At 43.6% G+C, this 14,809-nt stretch carries 14 protein-coding genes and 2 pseudogenes; 3 read left to right on the top strand and 13 right to left on the bottom strand.

Annotated features, from left to right (window positions below):
• Positions 1-52: 52 nt before the first annotated feature.
• On the top strand, positions 53-454 hold the full coding sequence (locus OCV12_RS07745) for a YkgJ family cysteine cluster protein (protein ID WP_239829382.1): 402 nt from the start codon (positions 53-55) through the stop codon (positions 452-454).
• 30 nt (positions 455-484) lie between these two features.
• On the opposite strand, the gene OCV12_RS07740 is transcribed toward OCV12_RS07745, so the two are convergent.
• The 9 genes and pseudogenes from OCV12_RS07740 to glpT all read right to left on the bottom strand — a co-directional run bounded on the left by OCV12_RS07740 (position 485) and on the right by glpT (position 7,542).
• The gene (locus tag OCV12_RS07740) at positions 485-886 is read right to left on the bottom strand and encodes an NUDIX hydrolase (RefSeq protein ID WP_261885845.1); all 402 of its coding nucleotides are present in this window, start codon (positions 884-886) and stop codon (positions 485-487) included.
• Positions 887-1,077: 191 nt separating this feature from the next.
• Positions 1,078-1,458 (bottom strand): SpoIIAA family protein, encoded by a 381-nt coding sequence (locus tag OCV12_RS07735; protein ID WP_261885844.1) that lies wholly within the window; start codon positions 1,456-1,458, stop codon positions 1,078-1,080.
• Positions 1,459-1,563: 105 nt separating this feature from the next.
• Positions 1,564-2,169, bottom strand: a complete 606-nt coding sequence (locus OCV12_RS07730) for a class I SAM-dependent methyltransferase (RefSeq protein ID WP_261885843.1) — start codon at positions 2,167-2,169, stop codon at positions 1,564-1,566.
• Positions 2,162-2,683: an HAD family hydrolase gene (locus OCV12_RS07725; RefSeq protein ID WP_261885842.1), complete on the bottom strand. Its 522-nt coding sequence runs from the start codon at positions 2,681-2,683 to the stop codon at positions 2,162-2,164. Before OCV12_RS07725 ends, OCV12_RS07730 begins: the two co-directional genes overlap by 8 nt.
• A gap of 42 nt (positions 2,684-2,725) precedes the next feature.
• Complete coding sequence (locus OCV12_RS07720) at positions 2,726-3,226, bottom strand: GNAT family N-acetyltransferase (RefSeq protein ID WP_261885841.1); 501 nt, start codon at positions 3,224-3,226, stop codon at positions 2,726-2,728.
• A gap of 31 nt (positions 3,227-3,257) precedes the next feature.
• Positions 3,258-4,221 (bottom strand): annotated as a pseudogene (locus tag OCV12_RS07715) (D-2-hydroxyacid dehydrogenase family protein).
• Positions 4,222-4,315: 94 nt separating this feature from the next.
• Positions 4,316-4,780, bottom strand: coding sequence for an ASCH domain-containing protein (locus OCV12_RS07710; protein ID WP_261885840.1), 465 nt, complete (start codon positions 4,778-4,780; stop codon positions 4,316-4,318).
• A gap of 219 nt (positions 4,781-4,999) precedes the next feature.
• Positions 5,000-6,063: pseudogene (gene glpQ, locus OCV12_RS07705) on the bottom strand (glycerophosphodiester phosphodiesterase).
• 108 nt (positions 6,064-6,171) lie between these two features.
• Complete coding sequence (gene glpT, locus OCV12_RS07700; protein WP_176681300.1) at positions 6,172-7,542, bottom strand: glycerol-3-phosphate transporter; 1,371 nt, start codon at positions 7,540-7,542, stop codon at positions 6,172-6,174.
• 597 nt (positions 7,543-8,139) lie between these two features.
• Between glpT and OCV12_RS07695 the strand changes: the two genes are divergently transcribed.
• Together OCV12_RS07695 and OCV12_RS07690 are read left to right on the top strand one after the other, a co-directional pair.
• On the top strand, positions 8,140-8,856 hold the full coding sequence (locus OCV12_RS07695) for a membrane lipoprotein lipid attachment site-containing protein (protein WP_261885839.1): 717 nt from the start codon (positions 8,140-8,142) through the stop codon (positions 8,854-8,856).
• A 188-nt stretch (positions 8,857-9,044) separates the two neighbouring features.
• Complete coding sequence (locus OCV12_RS07690; protein WP_261885838.1) at positions 9,045-9,545, top strand: hypothetical protein; 501 nt, start codon at positions 9,045-9,047, stop codon at positions 9,543-9,545.
• Positions 9,546-9,633: 88 nt separating this feature from the next.
• On the opposite strand, the gene OCV12_RS07685 is transcribed toward OCV12_RS07690, so the two are convergent.
• From OCV12_RS07685 to OCV12_RS07670, 4 genes are all read right to left on the bottom strand, one after another.
• Positions 9,634-9,888, bottom strand: a complete 255-nt coding sequence (locus OCV12_RS07685; protein ID WP_239829388.1) for a DUF3297 family protein — start codon at positions 9,886-9,888, stop codon at positions 9,634-9,636.
• Positions 9,889-10,241: 353 nt separating this feature from the next.
• Positions 10,242-11,531, bottom strand: a complete 1,290-nt coding sequence (locus OCV12_RS07680; RefSeq protein WP_261885837.1) for a lysine N(6)-hydroxylase/L-ornithine N(5)-oxygenase family protein — start codon at positions 11,529-11,531, stop codon at positions 10,242-10,244.
• Between the two features lie 74 nt (positions 11,532-11,605).
• Positions 11,606-12,583, bottom strand: a complete 978-nt coding sequence (locus OCV12_RS07675) for a GNAT family N-acetyltransferase (RefSeq protein WP_261885836.1) — start codon at positions 12,581-12,583, stop codon at positions 11,606-11,608.
• On the bottom strand, positions 12,573-14,783 hold the full coding sequence (locus tag OCV12_RS07670) for a TonB-dependent siderophore receptor (RefSeq protein WP_261885944.1): 2,211 nt from the start codon (positions 14,781-14,783) through the stop codon (positions 12,573-12,575). The genes OCV12_RS07675 and OCV12_RS07670 overlap by 11 nt, the downstream gene beginning before the upstream one ends.
• Positions 14,784-14,809 lie beyond the last annotated feature (26 nt).

Raw genomic sequence — 14,809 nt, 5'->3', positions numbered from 1 at the left:
CGCATCGTATCAGTGATAATATTAGAAGAGTAAGTTAACTAAGAAGCCACGAATGAAAGATTGTAATCAATGCGGAAAATGCTGTATCAAATATGGCGATGGTGACCTTGCCGCAACTCAAGAAGAGATTGATTTGTGGGAGCTGTTCAACCCAGACATCTTTGAATATGTTCGCGGTAGTGAGATTTGGTTTGATCCTGAATCTGGCGAACGCCTAACTCGTTGCCCATTTCTAGAGCTAGTTCCGAATAAAGACACGAATGCCCAAGCCAAATACACATGCAGTATTTACTTAGACCGACCAGAAGATTGCCGACACTACCCTAGCCTAATCAATGAGATGGTGAGGGACGAGTGCGAGATGATTGAGGTGGTGGATCTGCAAGATACGAAAAAAGCTCAAAGAAAACTCGACCTTCTAATGAGAGATAGCCGTCCTTCAAGCTTTTCATAATAGGGATCTTTTGAGGATCGTGCTCTGTCGTTAAACTAAGTACTGGTTCTTTTCTAACCAATCTAGCGCAACCAGTGCTGCTAATGAACATACCGCTCTGTCGTTGCCATCAACAAACTTGAGCTCTTCAATTTCAGCATCTGGAGACAGTTCACCTGTGTAATCTGCAGCGTAACAAGTCAATTGCACCGATACGCCTTCCGCTTTGCCATCGGCCTGGCCGGTAAATGTCTCAACGTATTTGATTGAATCAGGTACCAAATCGACTGAAATCTCTTCTTTGATTTCACGAACCAATGCTTGCTCGTCACTTTCGCCGGCTTCACGCTTGCCGCCCGGTAAGTAAAACAGTTCTTTGCCTTTTGATCTCACCATCAATAGCTTGCCATCTTTAATGAATATCCAAGCGAGCTTATCAATTACCTTATTCATGTTCTTAGACCTTGTTATTTTGCTTATTCTTTTAGTTAGCGCGAACGTGTCGCGGTAGGCGCATGTTACATGCAGCGATAAACATATTCTATTGAATTGCTTAGGGAATGGCCTTGAGAACGGATAGACGACAGCCTTCAAGGTGGTTCCTTCCGCTTACCACCAGCGACAACAACTGAACCGCGAATGAATTAGTCAATCAACCACTCAATGGCAGAGTCGTATTCTTCAAATGACTTAATATCGCCAGACACAAACCAGCTTCCAACTTTTGATGCGAGTTCTTGCCAGCTTTTATCGCCGTAAATCGCAATCTTGTCGATTTTAGAGTTGAGCTCTAATCCGAGTTTGAAATCGTCCCACGCGGCGCGCAGCTCCCAACCGGTTAATGTTGAGATATCGACCAGAATCTTCAATGTGGAAGAGTCGAGCTCTTCTATTGTTGTTTTTAAGATTGGTATCATTGCTTGATAATCGTCGTGCGTCAGCTTTCCTTTCGCTTTGAACACGATGATGGTTTCGCAGCTAACACGTTCAATTCCAACCGATATTCCATGACGTTCAATACTCATAACCTAGCCCTTCTATTCGAAATCTAGGCTTAGCTTAGAGCATTATACAGACTACAAATGAGAGGTTGGCTTCAAAACCAACGCACGGCTAGTTTTAGGTCGAAATTACGATGTCGAACTTCGTTTAATGGCAATAACAGAGTAAGTGTGCCAGTGCTTCATCTTACCTAATGAGGTTAGCGCTTGTTCGTCGCGCTCATGAAAACGTATAACCTCGAAGTCATCAAACAAGCTCAACACTTTAGCTTTAGTGAGTGGCGTTGTTGAGGTGCGATAACCATGAGCCCAGCTATCGTCGACACCCATGAAATCGCCTGCGAATACACCACCAATTTCAATGCTATTGATGATTCGTTGCCACGTCTCATCAAACTGAGTCGGTTCTGCAAAAAATAGGCTCGAATTGGTAATGACAAGCCCTGCTTTTGGGTAATCATAATCTTCAAATGCGCTTTGAGATATCTCGACCAAAGGCTTACCGCCAAACCTGTCTCGACATATTGATATCGAGTCAGGATTAACATCAAACCCGTACACTTGGTAACCTTGCTGCTCTAAAAAATCGATATCACTGCCCGTACCACAACCACAATCAATCGCGACGTTTAAGAGTGACTCATTAAGCTTCATGGCGAAGTCTGTTCTTTTTGAATGGGGTTTATCTAAGGCTTTTTGATAATACTGACGCCAGATCTCAGAATGCTCATTCATTGATAAACTCCAATAGTTGGGTCAAGTTTTGAACCTCAACAATAGGTAAGTGTGTATCTGCAATGGCGCCTTCAGTGTTCAGCCAAACCACTTGCAAGCCAGCTTCTAACGCAGGATAAATGTCTTTTTCGAGAGTATCGCCAATCATAGTGAGATCTTGGGGTTCGATATCGAGTTCGGTAATAATGGCAGGATAGAAACCAGAATCGTATTTAGATAAACCAATACTCGCCTTACAGAAGTAACCATCAATGTATTGGGACAATCCGACGCGTTCAAATGCACGAATGATGTCACCTTCACTGGAATCGGCCGCATTAGTCGCAATATAGATGTTGTGATGCTTCGACAATTGAGCGAGTAAGGTTTGTGCCCCACTCACTTCTTGTACGGTTTCCCAGTCACACATTTTCCCTTGTGCGTCTGGGAAGTCGATCATTAAGGTGTTACCCCAATCAAATAAGACGGTTTTGGTTAGCTTGGCTGAAACCGTTGATTTTATAGCTTTGTTCATCATGCCTCCTGCATCGATGATGTTGCGAATGTTTCGCCGTACTTATAAGAACTTCTCGATAAGAATCTCATCATAGTACTGGCCGCCAATCTTGGCGTGTTTCTTTGCTATCCCGACAGTTTCAAAACCCGGTTTGAGATAAGCCGCTAATGCGCGTTCGTTATCGGCTAGAACATAAGCAAAAAGCTTTTCGTAGCCTTTGGCTTTTGCGACCTCGAATGTATGTTCAAATAACTGTTTTGCAACGCCTTGCCCACGGCTGTTTGCGTCTACATAAGTTCCAATAATACCCACATGATCAAAAGCTTTTGTATAAGAGGCAAACGGCTCTACGTTTTGAAAACCAAGCAATTGATTAGTCGTTGGATTAACAGCAACACTGAACACGCCACGTTCGGGAAACGACTCAATAAAACCTTTCTCTTCATCCAACGTAAACGTCTGATCTAAGATGGTAAAACGCCCTTCGATGATGATTGGGTTTAATACATCGATAATACCCTGAGCATCATCTACTGTGACTTGTCTGATTGTTAAGCTCATACTTTCTCTACCTTTTTTCTTTGGGCAGATTCTAGCTCGATATGCTATCCATTTGATAGGACAGAATGTTGTCAAAAGCGATATCAAAGTAGAGTTCGTAGCTATTTTGTTCAACGTAGCCTAAATGCGGTGTCGCTGTGACGTTTGACAAGGCTAACAGAGGTTCACTCTCTGACGTTGCGGGCTCAATTTCAAAAACATCAATCGCCGCTCGTTTGCTGGCTACCTTGGTGAGTTCATTAAACAAGGCTTTTGGCTCGACCAACTCCGCTCGGCTGATATTCACAAACAGTGAGTCTGGCTTCATTAAGCCAAGATCTTCAGCAGTAACGCAGCCTCTAGTGGCGTCATTCAAGCGTAGGTGCAAAGAAAGTACATCGACATTACTGAAAAACGCGTGTTTGTTTTCTGCCGCTTCAAATCCGTCGGCCTGTGCTTGGTCTCTTGAGGTTTGGCTTCCCCACACAAGCACATTCATACCGAATGCTTTGGCATATTGCGCGATGCAGCGTCCGATCTTTCCATAACCCCAAATGCCAAGCTTTAAGCCCTTTAATGTCCTGCCTAAGCCAAGTGAGCCTGAATCTTGCCATTTGTTCTGTTTGAGGTTTGAGGTTTGAGGTTTGAAGCGTAAGTAGGAATATGACGAGATGCAGCCATTATCAACGCCCAACACAGCTCAGAAGGTGCAACAGGTGAACCGCGCCCTTCCAGCACTTTCACACCGAAGCGTTCACACAATTGTGGGTCGATATGATTACTGACTTTACCTGTTTGGCTGATTAACTTGAGATTGGGTAATTTGGATAGTAACGACTCGGTGATTTCAGTACGTTCTCGGATGAGCACGAGAGCTTCAAAATCGTGTAACTTCAGCGCAAGTTCGTCTTCAAGGTAAGTTTCGTGAATACTTCAACCTCGTGCTGTTCTAACTTGCTGTAGCACGCAAGGCTTTTTACTGCGTCCTGATAATCATCCAATATTGCAATTTTCACTACACACTCCTTGTTGTATTGCTTGACTGCTTTTCGAGGTCAAAGTGCCACGGCTTAAGATTCAATTAAACCAATGGGCACTTTTTACCTACTCTTATTGATGAACCACTTTGAAACGCTCAAGTACCAACATCATGTCTTCACTTGGTGTAATCTTGAGTTCTTCACATTCACGTGAGAAGAAGTTCCAATGCGCTTCCCTCCACCATACTAGAGTTTTGTCACCCTCACCTTCTGCGGCAGCAAATTCAGCGGTCACTTCATTATATGGACATAAGGAAACAGACGTGATTTCAACAATACAGATAGGCTTGCCGTCCCAATCGGTAACAACTTGTAAGTGGCCTACAACAGGCATCACTTCATCTTCATGGCTGTACCAATATTCAAGGCTGCAAGACGCCTGCTTTTCGCCTTTCAATATGAGTTGTGCGCACAAATTGGCGTTGTATTCGTCTCCGCAGAAATAGTCTGCACTGAATGAGGTGTGCTTCTTTGCTATTTCTTCCGGTAATGAGTTTAGGTAGCTATCGAGATAAGCTTGGCTTCTTTCTTCCATGATGGTTCCAATTTCAATATAAGGTTCAGTAAGTACATGCCTTTAGGCAAACGACTGACTGTGATGTTGGTAACCTATCAAGGAGCGAGATCGGTGTAAACCTGAGGAATGTCAAAATGGGGATTTGAGTTGTCACGGGGCTGAAAAGAAAGAGCTAAAAGCAGCTTTGAACTTTGCTTTTAGCTCTTCGTAGCGAGTGTTTTGTAGCTATTGAATAGCTTAACGGTTAAGGAACTCTACCGCTTTGTCTGGGAAGTCGGTAAACACGCCGTCGACTTTCACTTGGTTGTAAAACACATCCAACATGCCATCGAAATTATCGGCATAGCCCGGAATTCGACCTGGGTCAGCACGGAACGTATATGGGTGAACGTCTAAGCCAGACTCTTTGGCAGATTTCATCAATGGTTTAATGATGATGTTGTCTTTGGTCGATGCGTCGTACACCAGCATAGGTTTCCACGGGCCAATACCATCAGCATAAGTTGCTACTTTTGCCATGCCGCCTTTCTCAAACATCCAATCGTAACTGTAAGGTGTCGCCTTATCGCCCTTATAAGTCATGGTTTCATTCCAATCGGTGTAAGCCATGAGCTGAACGAGTTTCAAGTCCATTTCCATTGCTGGCATAAGCTCATCGTTGATGCGTTGATGCGTTGAAGTTCGTTAGCGTCAAAACACTGCAAATAGACCTTATCTTCTTTTGTTAAGTAACCGTATTGATGCAAGGTCGCCAGTACCGCTTTAGAGATGTCTTTGCCTTCATGGAGATGGAACCAAGGTGCCTTGATTTCTGGGTAGATACCTACATCGTAACCAAGAATCTTATTCAACCCTTGGATCATTTCGATTTCTTCTGCAAACGTTGGTACGCGGAAATCAGACTGCCACATTGGGAAGCGAGTTGGATACCCTGCCACTCTGTTACCTTGCTCATCAAGGTTAAAGCCTTCAGTTACCTTTAGTGATTTAATCTCAGCAAGCGTAAAATCTATCGCGTAGTAACGACCATCGTCACGTGCACGATCTGGAAAGCGGTCTGCAGCATCGGTAACGCGATCTAGATAATGGTCGTGAAGTACTACCAATTGGTCGTCTTTGGTCATCACGACATCTTGTTCGATGTAATCCGGTTTCATTGCATACGCAAGCGCTTTTGCTGGCAATGTATGCTCAGGTAGGTAGCCAGATGCACCTCGGTGAGCAATAACTAAAGGATCAGCTAGTGCATTCGCCGATAAGCTCAGCGCCAATAAAGTAAGAGACAGTGACGTTGTTTTCATTGTTATATTCCTTGATAACAAAGAGGCAGGTTATGCCTGCCTCTGTCATTTATTAGTATGGTTGTGTTTGCTAAAACTCACTTAACAAACGATCAAGTTAACGAGTGATTAAGCTATGGCTTCTTTCTCGCGCTCAAGGCTTTTTTCTTTATGGTGCTTACGTTCACCAATAAATGCGTACACCAGACAGATGATCGAGGCGATACAAGCGCCAACCAAGATTGTGAAACCACCATCCCAGCCGTAATGGTCAACCATGAAGCCTAATACTGCGTTTGCTGCAACCGCACCACCTAAATAACCGAAGAGTCCCGTTAAGCCTGCCGCTGTGCCCGCCGCTTTTTTAGGAGCAAGCTCAAGTGCGTATAAGCCGATTAGCATTACAGGGCCGTAGATTAGGAAACCAATCGCAATAAGAGCCAACATATCAACCGTTGGGTTACCTGCTGGGTTAAACCAGTAAACCAATACTGCGATAGTAACCAGTACCATGAACAAGATACCTGCAGGCGCACGACGGCCTTTGAATAGCTTATCTGAGATCCAACCACACAATAACGTCCCCGGAATACCTGCCCACTCGTATAAGAAGTAAGCCCAAGATGATTTATCTACAGAGAAGTCTTTCGCTTCTTTTAGATAAACAGGCGCCCAGTCAAGTACACCATAACGAATCAGGTAAACGAACGCGTTCGCGATAGCGATTGACCACAACAGTTTGTTATTGAAGACATACTTAAAGAAGATCTCTTTTGCTGTCATCTCAGTTTCGTGAGACTTATCGTAATCATCTGGATAGTCGTTTTTGTGTTCTTCAATTGGAGGTAGACCACAAGACTGAGGCGTATCTCTTACTGTGAACCAAACAAAAATAGCAACGAGAGTGGCAAAAAATGCAGGAACATAAAAAGCGGTTCGCCAATCGTCATTGAAAGCCCATAGACCCAACAGGAACATAGGCCCAATCAATCCGCCACCCACGTTGTGAGCAACGTTCCATACTGACACTATCTCGCCACGCTCTTTACGCGACCACCAGTGCACCATGGTTCGTCCACACGCTGGCCAGCCCATACCTTGGAACCAACCATTCAAGAACAGAAGGATAAACATCGCGGTAATGCTGCCCGTTGCCCAAGGCATGAAACCAAAGCAGAACATCACAAGCGCCGACATTAATAAGCCGCCACTGAGGAAGTAACGAGGGTTAGAACGGTCAGAAACGCTACCCATTAAGAACTTAGATAAACCGTAAGCAATAGAAACAGCTGCTAATGCAACCCCTAGCTCACCTCGACTGAATCCCTGTTCGATAAGGTAAGGCATGGCCAAACTGAAGTTTTTACGAACTAAGTAATAGCCTGCGTAGCCGACAAAAATACCAAGAAACAGCTGCCATCGTAATCGTGTGTAGGTGCTATCGACTTTATCTGATGATAAGCGATCGATATGCGCCATAGGTTTGAATATTCCAAACATAGGAACCTCATATTATTGGGCGAAGGAAGAATAAAATGCTCGAACGAAAAAAATTTACGCTCATTCGAAAACAGGAGGAATTGTATGTGCTTCAGGATTAATTTCTGTGACAGAGATAGCCATTAACAATTAATTTGTTTAAATACAGCAAATTAGTTTCATTTAATTAGACTACGCTTCATATTTTCGACTGCATGAATATTATTTAACCAACCAATAACAGAGTGAAAAATAGACAAAAATGAGCAATCGAACACAAAGCAATCAAAGTTAATTGCGTTATTCTTGCTAATGCATATTCGGAAAGGCGTTTTTTAGAACGAATCAGAGAAAAAACTCCATTCACCCTCCCTTTAACTTAAGAATTCATCTCCATAATCGTTCTTTTACGAAATAAACACATAACCATTCGTGATGTTAAACCTATTGATCAGTTTATTTATTGAACACTTTGGATTGCGTATCGTACAACCTCAAGCGATGCAGCAGTGCTAGTCACATTGAGTGTCCGTGATAAGGAACATAAGTGGCTTACTCCCACGAGAATCATTTCTGCGCATCAAGTGTTTACGAATAAACCCAACGATAGGAAATATCATGAACAAATCACTTATCGCTCTTGTACTTACTGCCGTTCTAGCGGGTTGCTCATCAGGTGGAAACTCAGACCAAGCACAACCGCAATTCGATGGGGATTACGGTTTTGAAAATGTCGACCCAGGTTTTGGACTGGATGACTCAGACGAAGATGGCGATTACGACAATCCAGATCCGAACTATGGGCATGACGCTCCTACTCTAGAAGACAAAATCGCACAAGCTGATTTAGGATTTGTTTATGTCCCAGACCTTGGAGACATTCCTTTCTTCAACAAAGACAACGGTGATGCTGAAATTGTGGCCGTTAAGGAACAAGTGAGTGATGAGCACACTCTCTACAGCATCTATTCAGACGATCAACGTGTTGGTGAAATCATCATTCGCGATGGTTACGTTACGGTAACTTCTGGCGATAAGCTTATCTCGGGACAAAAAGATTCCGTCGCTTATCGACAACAAGAACACACTTTTTGGACGGTGACAGGCACCGACGGAAACGTGGTTGGCGACTTTAAACGCTTAGACGATGGTGTTTGGGTATTCCGAGAAGAGATTAATCGTCAAACATTCGTCGTTAAGTATCACGACGGTCAGTGGAACTTTGTTCCTATGTCTGACATCAAGAACAAAGTAAAAGACAAACTGCCTTCGCATGCCGAAGTAACGAAAGTACGAACAAAGATGCAGGTGAATAAATTACGCACTTTGAAATAGTGTACAACGCGCTTTTAATAACTAGCCCCCTATCGAATAACACTCTCAACATCGAGAGTGCTATTCGAAACCAACACGAAGGAATACATAACAAAAAGCTCAAGGACGACCCCGACTAAGTTACTCATTTAATGGCGCTATATCTCCACGAGAAGCGTCGATATTTGTATACATAAGCGAGCGATCCAATGACCAGTAGCAAACTCCCCTTTCTTATTCTTGCCACAACCCTAATCTTCGGCACTTCACACGTTCAAGCCTATGAACAAACGCAAGAAGAAACGGCTATTACATTCGGGCTATCGGCTGAGCGAGGTTGGAGAGATTGGTCTGCTTCATATATCAAATATCGAGGTCCGGGAACGATAGGCTACGGTGTTGAATTTACACGCTCTGCTTATAACGAAGACGATGATTCTTATGAATACAAACAACGTGACAACGAATATCAGTTTCACGCACCGATTGGTATCACAGAAAATTTGTACATCACACCCGGTTACGGCATCAAGCGCACACATACAGACGTAACGCTAGAGAACCGCGAGTTCTCCGATAGCTCAACCAAACAAGTTGGTGGTTTGGACGCGACCTATATCATGGACAGTGGCTTTGTGGTTACAGCGGGTTTCGATAAGGCTGAAGGAGAAGATTTGGAGTTTTCAATTGGCGCCGGTATTGCGTGGTGAGTAAAAATCGCTGAACACGATAAAAACAAAAAGGGTCTAGACTTCTCTAGACCCTTCAATAAATAGGCTTTAGCTATTACGACATCAATTAGTCTTCGATGTAGTAAGCTTCTACAGTGCCTTTAAGAGTAATAAGCATTGGCTGACCGCGACGATCTAGCGCTTTAGGTGAAGGGATCTTAACCCAACCTTCGCTGATGCAGTATTCTTCAACATCAGTACGCTCTTTACCATTTAGACGAATGCCGATTGGGTATTCGAAACACTCAGCCACGTGGTGTGGGCTGCGTGGGTTGCCTGCAAGATGATCTGGTAAAGCTGGTCTTGAATTAGTATCGCTCATGTTCATTACCTGAATGTACGTAAATAAAAAAAGTGCGTCATTCTAGTCAATATAGGCTTTGTGCTCAACAACTGCTGTAATAAATCGTATTGATAGTTTTAATCAGCGTCTAGTTGTTTGATTTATCGGCGATAGTTGCTCTGTTTGAACCCAAGATAAACCCCGCAGTAAGAGAAGCGAGTGTCGAGCTGAGAATAGCGATGACTAAAGGAAAAATATTATTGGTATGAATAAGAGAAAGGTAGCGAAGAAATATGAAAATAGGCGAGCTATCTAAGTATCTAGAAAATTAGCGCCAAACTCAAGGGCTCGGCGCTAAGTAGTATGTAGTATGTAGTATGTAGATATGTTAATTACGCTTTTTCAGTCTCAACCGTTTGCTTAGAATTAGATAGAAGAGCATCCACAATTTCTTTAGAACGAACAGCCAACACTGAAAGAAGCGTGTCACTTAGGCCGTGAGAAGATTCACAACAACCCTGTAGGAAGATTTTAACGTCACAGCTTGGCTTCATGTCTAATTGGTATGAACGCCCTACCGATTTACTATCAATCAGAGGTTCAATTGAGCTCAGCATTTGGTTGAACTCATCGTATCGATAACCAGTGGCAAGAATGATGGCATCATATTCATTCCATGCCTGTGCTTTGTTGATCGTGTCATTCAAGCGCAATGCGACTTTGTCATCCTTCTGCGCAACCTCTTGAATGTCATGGCAACGTAGATGCTGATGCTTGCCTTCTCCCGTTACTTTTTGCAAATAGAGTAACTCATATATTGCATTGAGCTCTTCTGTATCGACTACCGAGTAGTTGGTTGCACTAAAACGAGAAAGAATATGATCGCGCTGCTCTTGCGTGCTTTCATACATGTGGTCAGTGAAATCAGGATCGAACACCTCATTAACGAACGGACTGTCATCAGCAGGGTGTAATGCGAAGCGACGGTTGACCATATGTATCTCGCCATCCGCATAACGGTTTGTTAGATCAACGAATATTTCTGCCGCGCTCTGCCCTGCTCCAACTATCGCGATTTTAGGATCTGAATTTCCTTTAAAGGTCTCGCGCCATGCTTTGTATTTTGAAGAATGGATAATTTGTTCATTATCATGGCCTTCAAACTGTTTCGGTAGCTTCGGCATTCCTCCCATACCAACAATAAGGTTCTTAGCGATTCGAACCGTCTGATTACCGTGTATATCGGTAGAGGTAACTTTTACTTTTGAGCTATGACCGTTTTCTTCAATCGCTTCAATATCAATGACTCGCTGGCCGTAATTTACGCGTTCTGAGAATTGATTAGCAACCCAAGTCAGGTAGTCGTTAAACTCAACACGGGAAGGGTTCATGCTGCCTAGGTTGATGAAAGCGTTGAGCCTGTCTTTGGTGTGCAAATAGTTTACGAACGAGTATGGGCTTGTTGGGTTTCGTAGCGTCACCAGATCTTTCAAACAAGAGATCTGCATTCTTGTTCCATCAAGCAACATGCCGCCGTGCCATTCAAAATCAGGTTTTTGCTCTAAGAAGCAATAACTTAAGCCTTTGTCTTTAGCTTGTTCTTCTAACGCAATGGCTATCGATAAATTAGCAGGGCCAAAACCTACTCCGAGAACATCATATTCCTTAATTTGTTTCGTCATGTATAACCTCATGATAATTGTTGGGTACAAGGCCCCTATTCCGACTCCCTTTACCAGTACTTACCGCTTCATTATTAGAACTCGTTACTGAAAAAGCTGTCTTTCAACTGACACATTAAAGCCGCACGTTTATGCGGAAATTCAAATTCTTTTACTTTGGCAAATCCATACTTCTGCAGATATCCGATCATCTTGTCGTTATCGGCTCTTGGCTCGCTAACAATCTTTTCTGTACGAGGATCTGATAGGTAGATGAAGTGGCAAACAGAAGGCAACCAAGCAGCAACTTTATGTGCACCACGGTGGGATTCTTCACCGACCAACATATGGATACCTCGGTCATAATCCCCCGCCGCGTAATAAGGTGCGATTCGGTCTTCTTTGGTCCAGTACACTTCGATATAAGCGAAAGGCTGGTTGTCTAAGCACACAATAAGAAGCTGATTCTTATTGTTTTTAACTGATTCTTCTAAGTACTTCCTGTGCTCTTCCAGTGAGCCAGTTTGCTCCCAGAAATTCGCGACACGCTGGTTGTTTTGCCACTTATTGAAGAAGGTTAAGTGTTTGTCGACATCTAAGCCTTCTAGAGTGAGAACGGCGTTAAGATCGGGAATATAACGGCGATACAACTCACCCAATAAGGGCTTTGGTCTGGCTGGGTGATACCCTGCAGCGTCGAGGACTTGCTTGTGCGGATAAAGATTATGATTCCTATTTTTAAGCCAAAGATCAGGTGTTTGCATAACGGCTTCACGCCAAAGTACCTTTAAACCTTCGGCAGTTTCAAAACACAAAGAATCCAGCACTTCGCTTCTAAACTGTCCGAGCTCAATCGTTCGAATCTCAGGGTTAGCAGAGAACAGGATGGCAAAGGCAGAAAGTTGCTCCGCATTAAGCGCTGTCATTTGAGTTAAACGCCAAAACTGGTTTGTTTCACGCACAACTTCAATCACACCTGAGCTTACTTCCACGCAGTAACTGTCTTGTGCCTCACTTAAAGAAACACTCTGCCCATCGGGCAGAGTGTTCAAAGGCTGGTGGTTACCAGTCATAAGTTACGCTCGCAATCACATTACGGCGATCGCCGTAGAAGCAATAGAAGTCACACGTAGCCACGTACTCTTTGTCTGCTAAGTTCTTCGCTGCAACTTGGAACTTGTAATCTTCGATTCGGTAACTCAATGTTGCGTCAAACAATGTGTATGAAGGAACAACGTTAGTCTCGGTATTATCAGCGTATGAATCACCAACGTAACGTGCACCCGCACCAACGGTTAGGCCATCAAGTGGACCACTCAAGAAACGGTAGTTTGCCCAAGCCGAAGCCAGTTGATCAGCAATTTGTGACGGAGTGTTACCCACATAACTGCTGTTTGCATCTTCAGTAATTTCAGAATCAATGAATGACACGTTACCGATTAACGTTAGCTCTTCGGTTACGTTAGCCACCGCCTCTAATTCAAGACCACGGTTACGAACTTCACCAATTTGCGTTAGCTGGCTATTAACAGTGCGTGCTAGGTTTTCTTTCGAGACTTCAAATGCCGCTATGTTGAAGTAGCCTTCAAAGCTACGCGGTTGGTATTTCAAACCCACTTCATACTGTTCGCCGCGTTCTGGTTTAGCCGGTTCGCCATTTACGTCAAGTTCAATAATAGGATTGAACGACTGTGCGTAACTAACGTATGGCGTAAAGCCATTATCCATTAGGTAAGCAACACCTAAGTTGGTTGTCCATTCTTCGTTATCAACCTTAGTTTTCTTGCCTGTCGTGGTGTTGTGAGTCTTGTTTTGAGAATCATCGTAACGAACACCAATCTGAACAGCCCATTTGTCAGCAATCATCATCTGATCTTGTAGATACAAGCCAAGCTGATTGTTTTTGGTCTTGGTCGTTTGGCGGTCAGATTCATCAACAACACTAAAGGTTGAATCAAGCAGAGTAACGTTATTGCTATATGATGGGTTGAACACATCAAACAATGGATTAGCGATTGGAACTAAGCCCACTCCGGGCACTGGAATGCCAATCGAACTATTGCCATCTGCAACAAATGGATCTGCAGCATAATCTTTACTATCAATATCGATGTTTTGGTAATCAATACCAGCCAATAACGTATGCTCTACAACCCCGGTTTTAAAGGTATGTACAACTCGGTTATCAATGTTGAATGCGTCCGATGTACCTTCTTCCGTTGATGCCCCACGTAGAATCTGACTGTCCGTAGGGTCATATGCTCCTAACCGATTATCTTTTGCATAACCAAGGGAATACATTTGACGAAGGTTAATGTCCATCTTGCTGTAACGCGTGTTCTGCATGAAGTAAGTGCTGTCATTGAAATGATGTTCAAATTCATAACCTACTGACAGTTGTTCACGCTCGAACGTTTCCCAATCTGTATTGCCTACTGCAGTGCTATCACTGATTTTGCCATTCGGATTCGAGGTTAACGTTCCTTCCATTGGTAAAAACTGTAGGTACGGATCAGAATCATCTTTCTGGTAGCTGGTTAGTAGTGTGATTTTTGTGTCGTCTGTGAATTTATAAGCCAGAGAAGGAGCGATAAAAATGCGTTCAGCTTCTACACCATCGACACGGCTGCCATTTTTACGCCCAAGTGCCTGCAGGCGAAACGCCATTTTATCGTTAACTTCAGAGTTCACATCTAAGCTAATCTGCTTGCGATCATCAGTACCGTATTCAATAGCAAATTGACCAGAACCACCGTCAAATTGCGGACGCTTGCTCACAACGTTGATTACACCACCTGGTGGAGTTTGGCCGTATAATGCAGAACCTGGACCACGTAAGATTTCTACTCTCTCCAGTCCAAACGGGTCGATTTGCCAGCTGTAGAAGCCAGATGAGTACAAACGCGTTCCGTCTTGATACAAGCCACTGTTTGCTTGCTTAAAGCCACGGATAACAAACCAATCTTGCTTGTTGTCTTCACCAAAGTAGTTCGCTTGAATACTTGGTGTGTACTGCAATGCATCGGCAATACTGATTGACGCTCGGTCGTCCATTTGTTCGCGAGTCACAATCGAAATAGCGCGCGGTGTCTCACCTATCGCAACGTCAGTTTTGGTTGCTGTGCGACTGCTTAATCCCACGTAACTAAAATCTGGACCTACTGAACTGTCTTCTAGCTGCTGACCAATAACAACAACGGTTTCATCTTCGTTGGCCTGAACCATTCCTGACGATATGACTAAAGCGACCGCAAGAGCTGTTGGGGTACGCATAAAGTGCCGATTCATATAATTCTCCT

Origin of the sequence: Vibrio pomeroyi (assembly GCF_024347595.1) — a bacterium.
GTDB lineage: Bacteria > Pseudomonadota > Gammaproteobacteria > Enterobacterales > Vibrionaceae > Vibrio > Vibrio pomeroyi.
The sequence above is the reverse complement of the archived record's forward strand: the minus strand, read 5'-3'. Positions and strand labels throughout refer to the sequence as shown.

What these genes read in the sequence shown, in the direction of transcription:
- OCV12_RS07695 (WP_261885839.1), top strand. Translation starts at nt 8,140, where the DNA reads ATGAACAAATCACTTATCGCTCTTGTACTTACTGCCGTTCTAGCGGGT.
- OCV12_RS07730 (WP_261885843.1), bottom strand. Translation starts at nt 2,169, where the DNA reads ATGAATGAGCATTCTGAGATCTGGCGTCAGTATTATCAAAAAGCCTTA.
- glpT (WP_176681300.1), bottom strand. Translation starts at nt 7,542, where the DNA reads ATGTTTGGAATATTCAAACCTATGGCGCATATCGATCGCTTATCATCA.
- OCV12_RS07685 (WP_239829388.1), bottom strand. Translation starts at nt 9,888, where the DNA reads ATGAGCGATACTAATTCAAGACCAGCTTTACCAGATCATCTTGCAGGC.
- OCV12_RS07670 (WP_261885944.1), bottom strand. Translation starts at nt 14,783, where the DNA reads ATGCGTACCCCAACAGCTCTTGCGGTCGCTTTAGTCATATCGTCAGGA.
- OCV12_RS07690 (WP_261885838.1), top strand. Translation starts at nt 9,045, where the DNA reads ATGACCAGTAGCAAACTCCCCTTTCTTATTCTTGCCACAACCCTAATC.
- OCV12_RS07740 (WP_261885845.1), bottom strand. Translation starts at nt 886, where the DNA reads ATGAATAAGGTAATTGATAAGCTCGCTTGGATATTCATTAAAGATGGC.
- OCV12_RS07725 (WP_261885842.1), bottom strand. Translation starts at nt 2,683, where the DNA reads ATGAACAAAGCTATAAAATCAACGGTTTCAGCCAAGCTAACCAAAACC.
- OCV12_RS07680 (WP_261885837.1), bottom strand. Translation starts at nt 11,531, where the DNA reads ATGACGAAACAAATTAAGGAATATGATGTTCTCGGAGTAGGTTTTGGC.
- OCV12_RS07720 (WP_261885841.1), bottom strand. Translation starts at nt 3,226, where the DNA reads ATGAGCTTAACAATCAGACAAGTCACAGTAGATGATGCTCAGGGTATT.
- OCV12_RS07745 (WP_239829382.1), top strand. Translation starts at nt 53, where the DNA reads ATGAAAGATTGTAATCAATGCGGAAAATGCTGTATCAAATATGGCGAT.
- OCV12_RS07675 (WP_261885836.1), bottom strand. Translation starts at nt 12,583, where the DNA reads ATGACTGGTAACCACCAGCCTTTGAACACTCTGCCCGATGGGCAGAGT.
- OCV12_RS07735 (WP_261885844.1), bottom strand. Translation starts at nt 1,458, where the DNA reads ATGAGTATTGAACGTCATGGAATATCGGTTGGAATTGAACGTGTTAGC.
- OCV12_RS07710 (WP_261885840.1), bottom strand. Translation starts at nt 4,780, where the DNA reads ATGGAAGAAAGAAGCCAAGCTTATCTCGATAGCTACCTAAACTCATTA.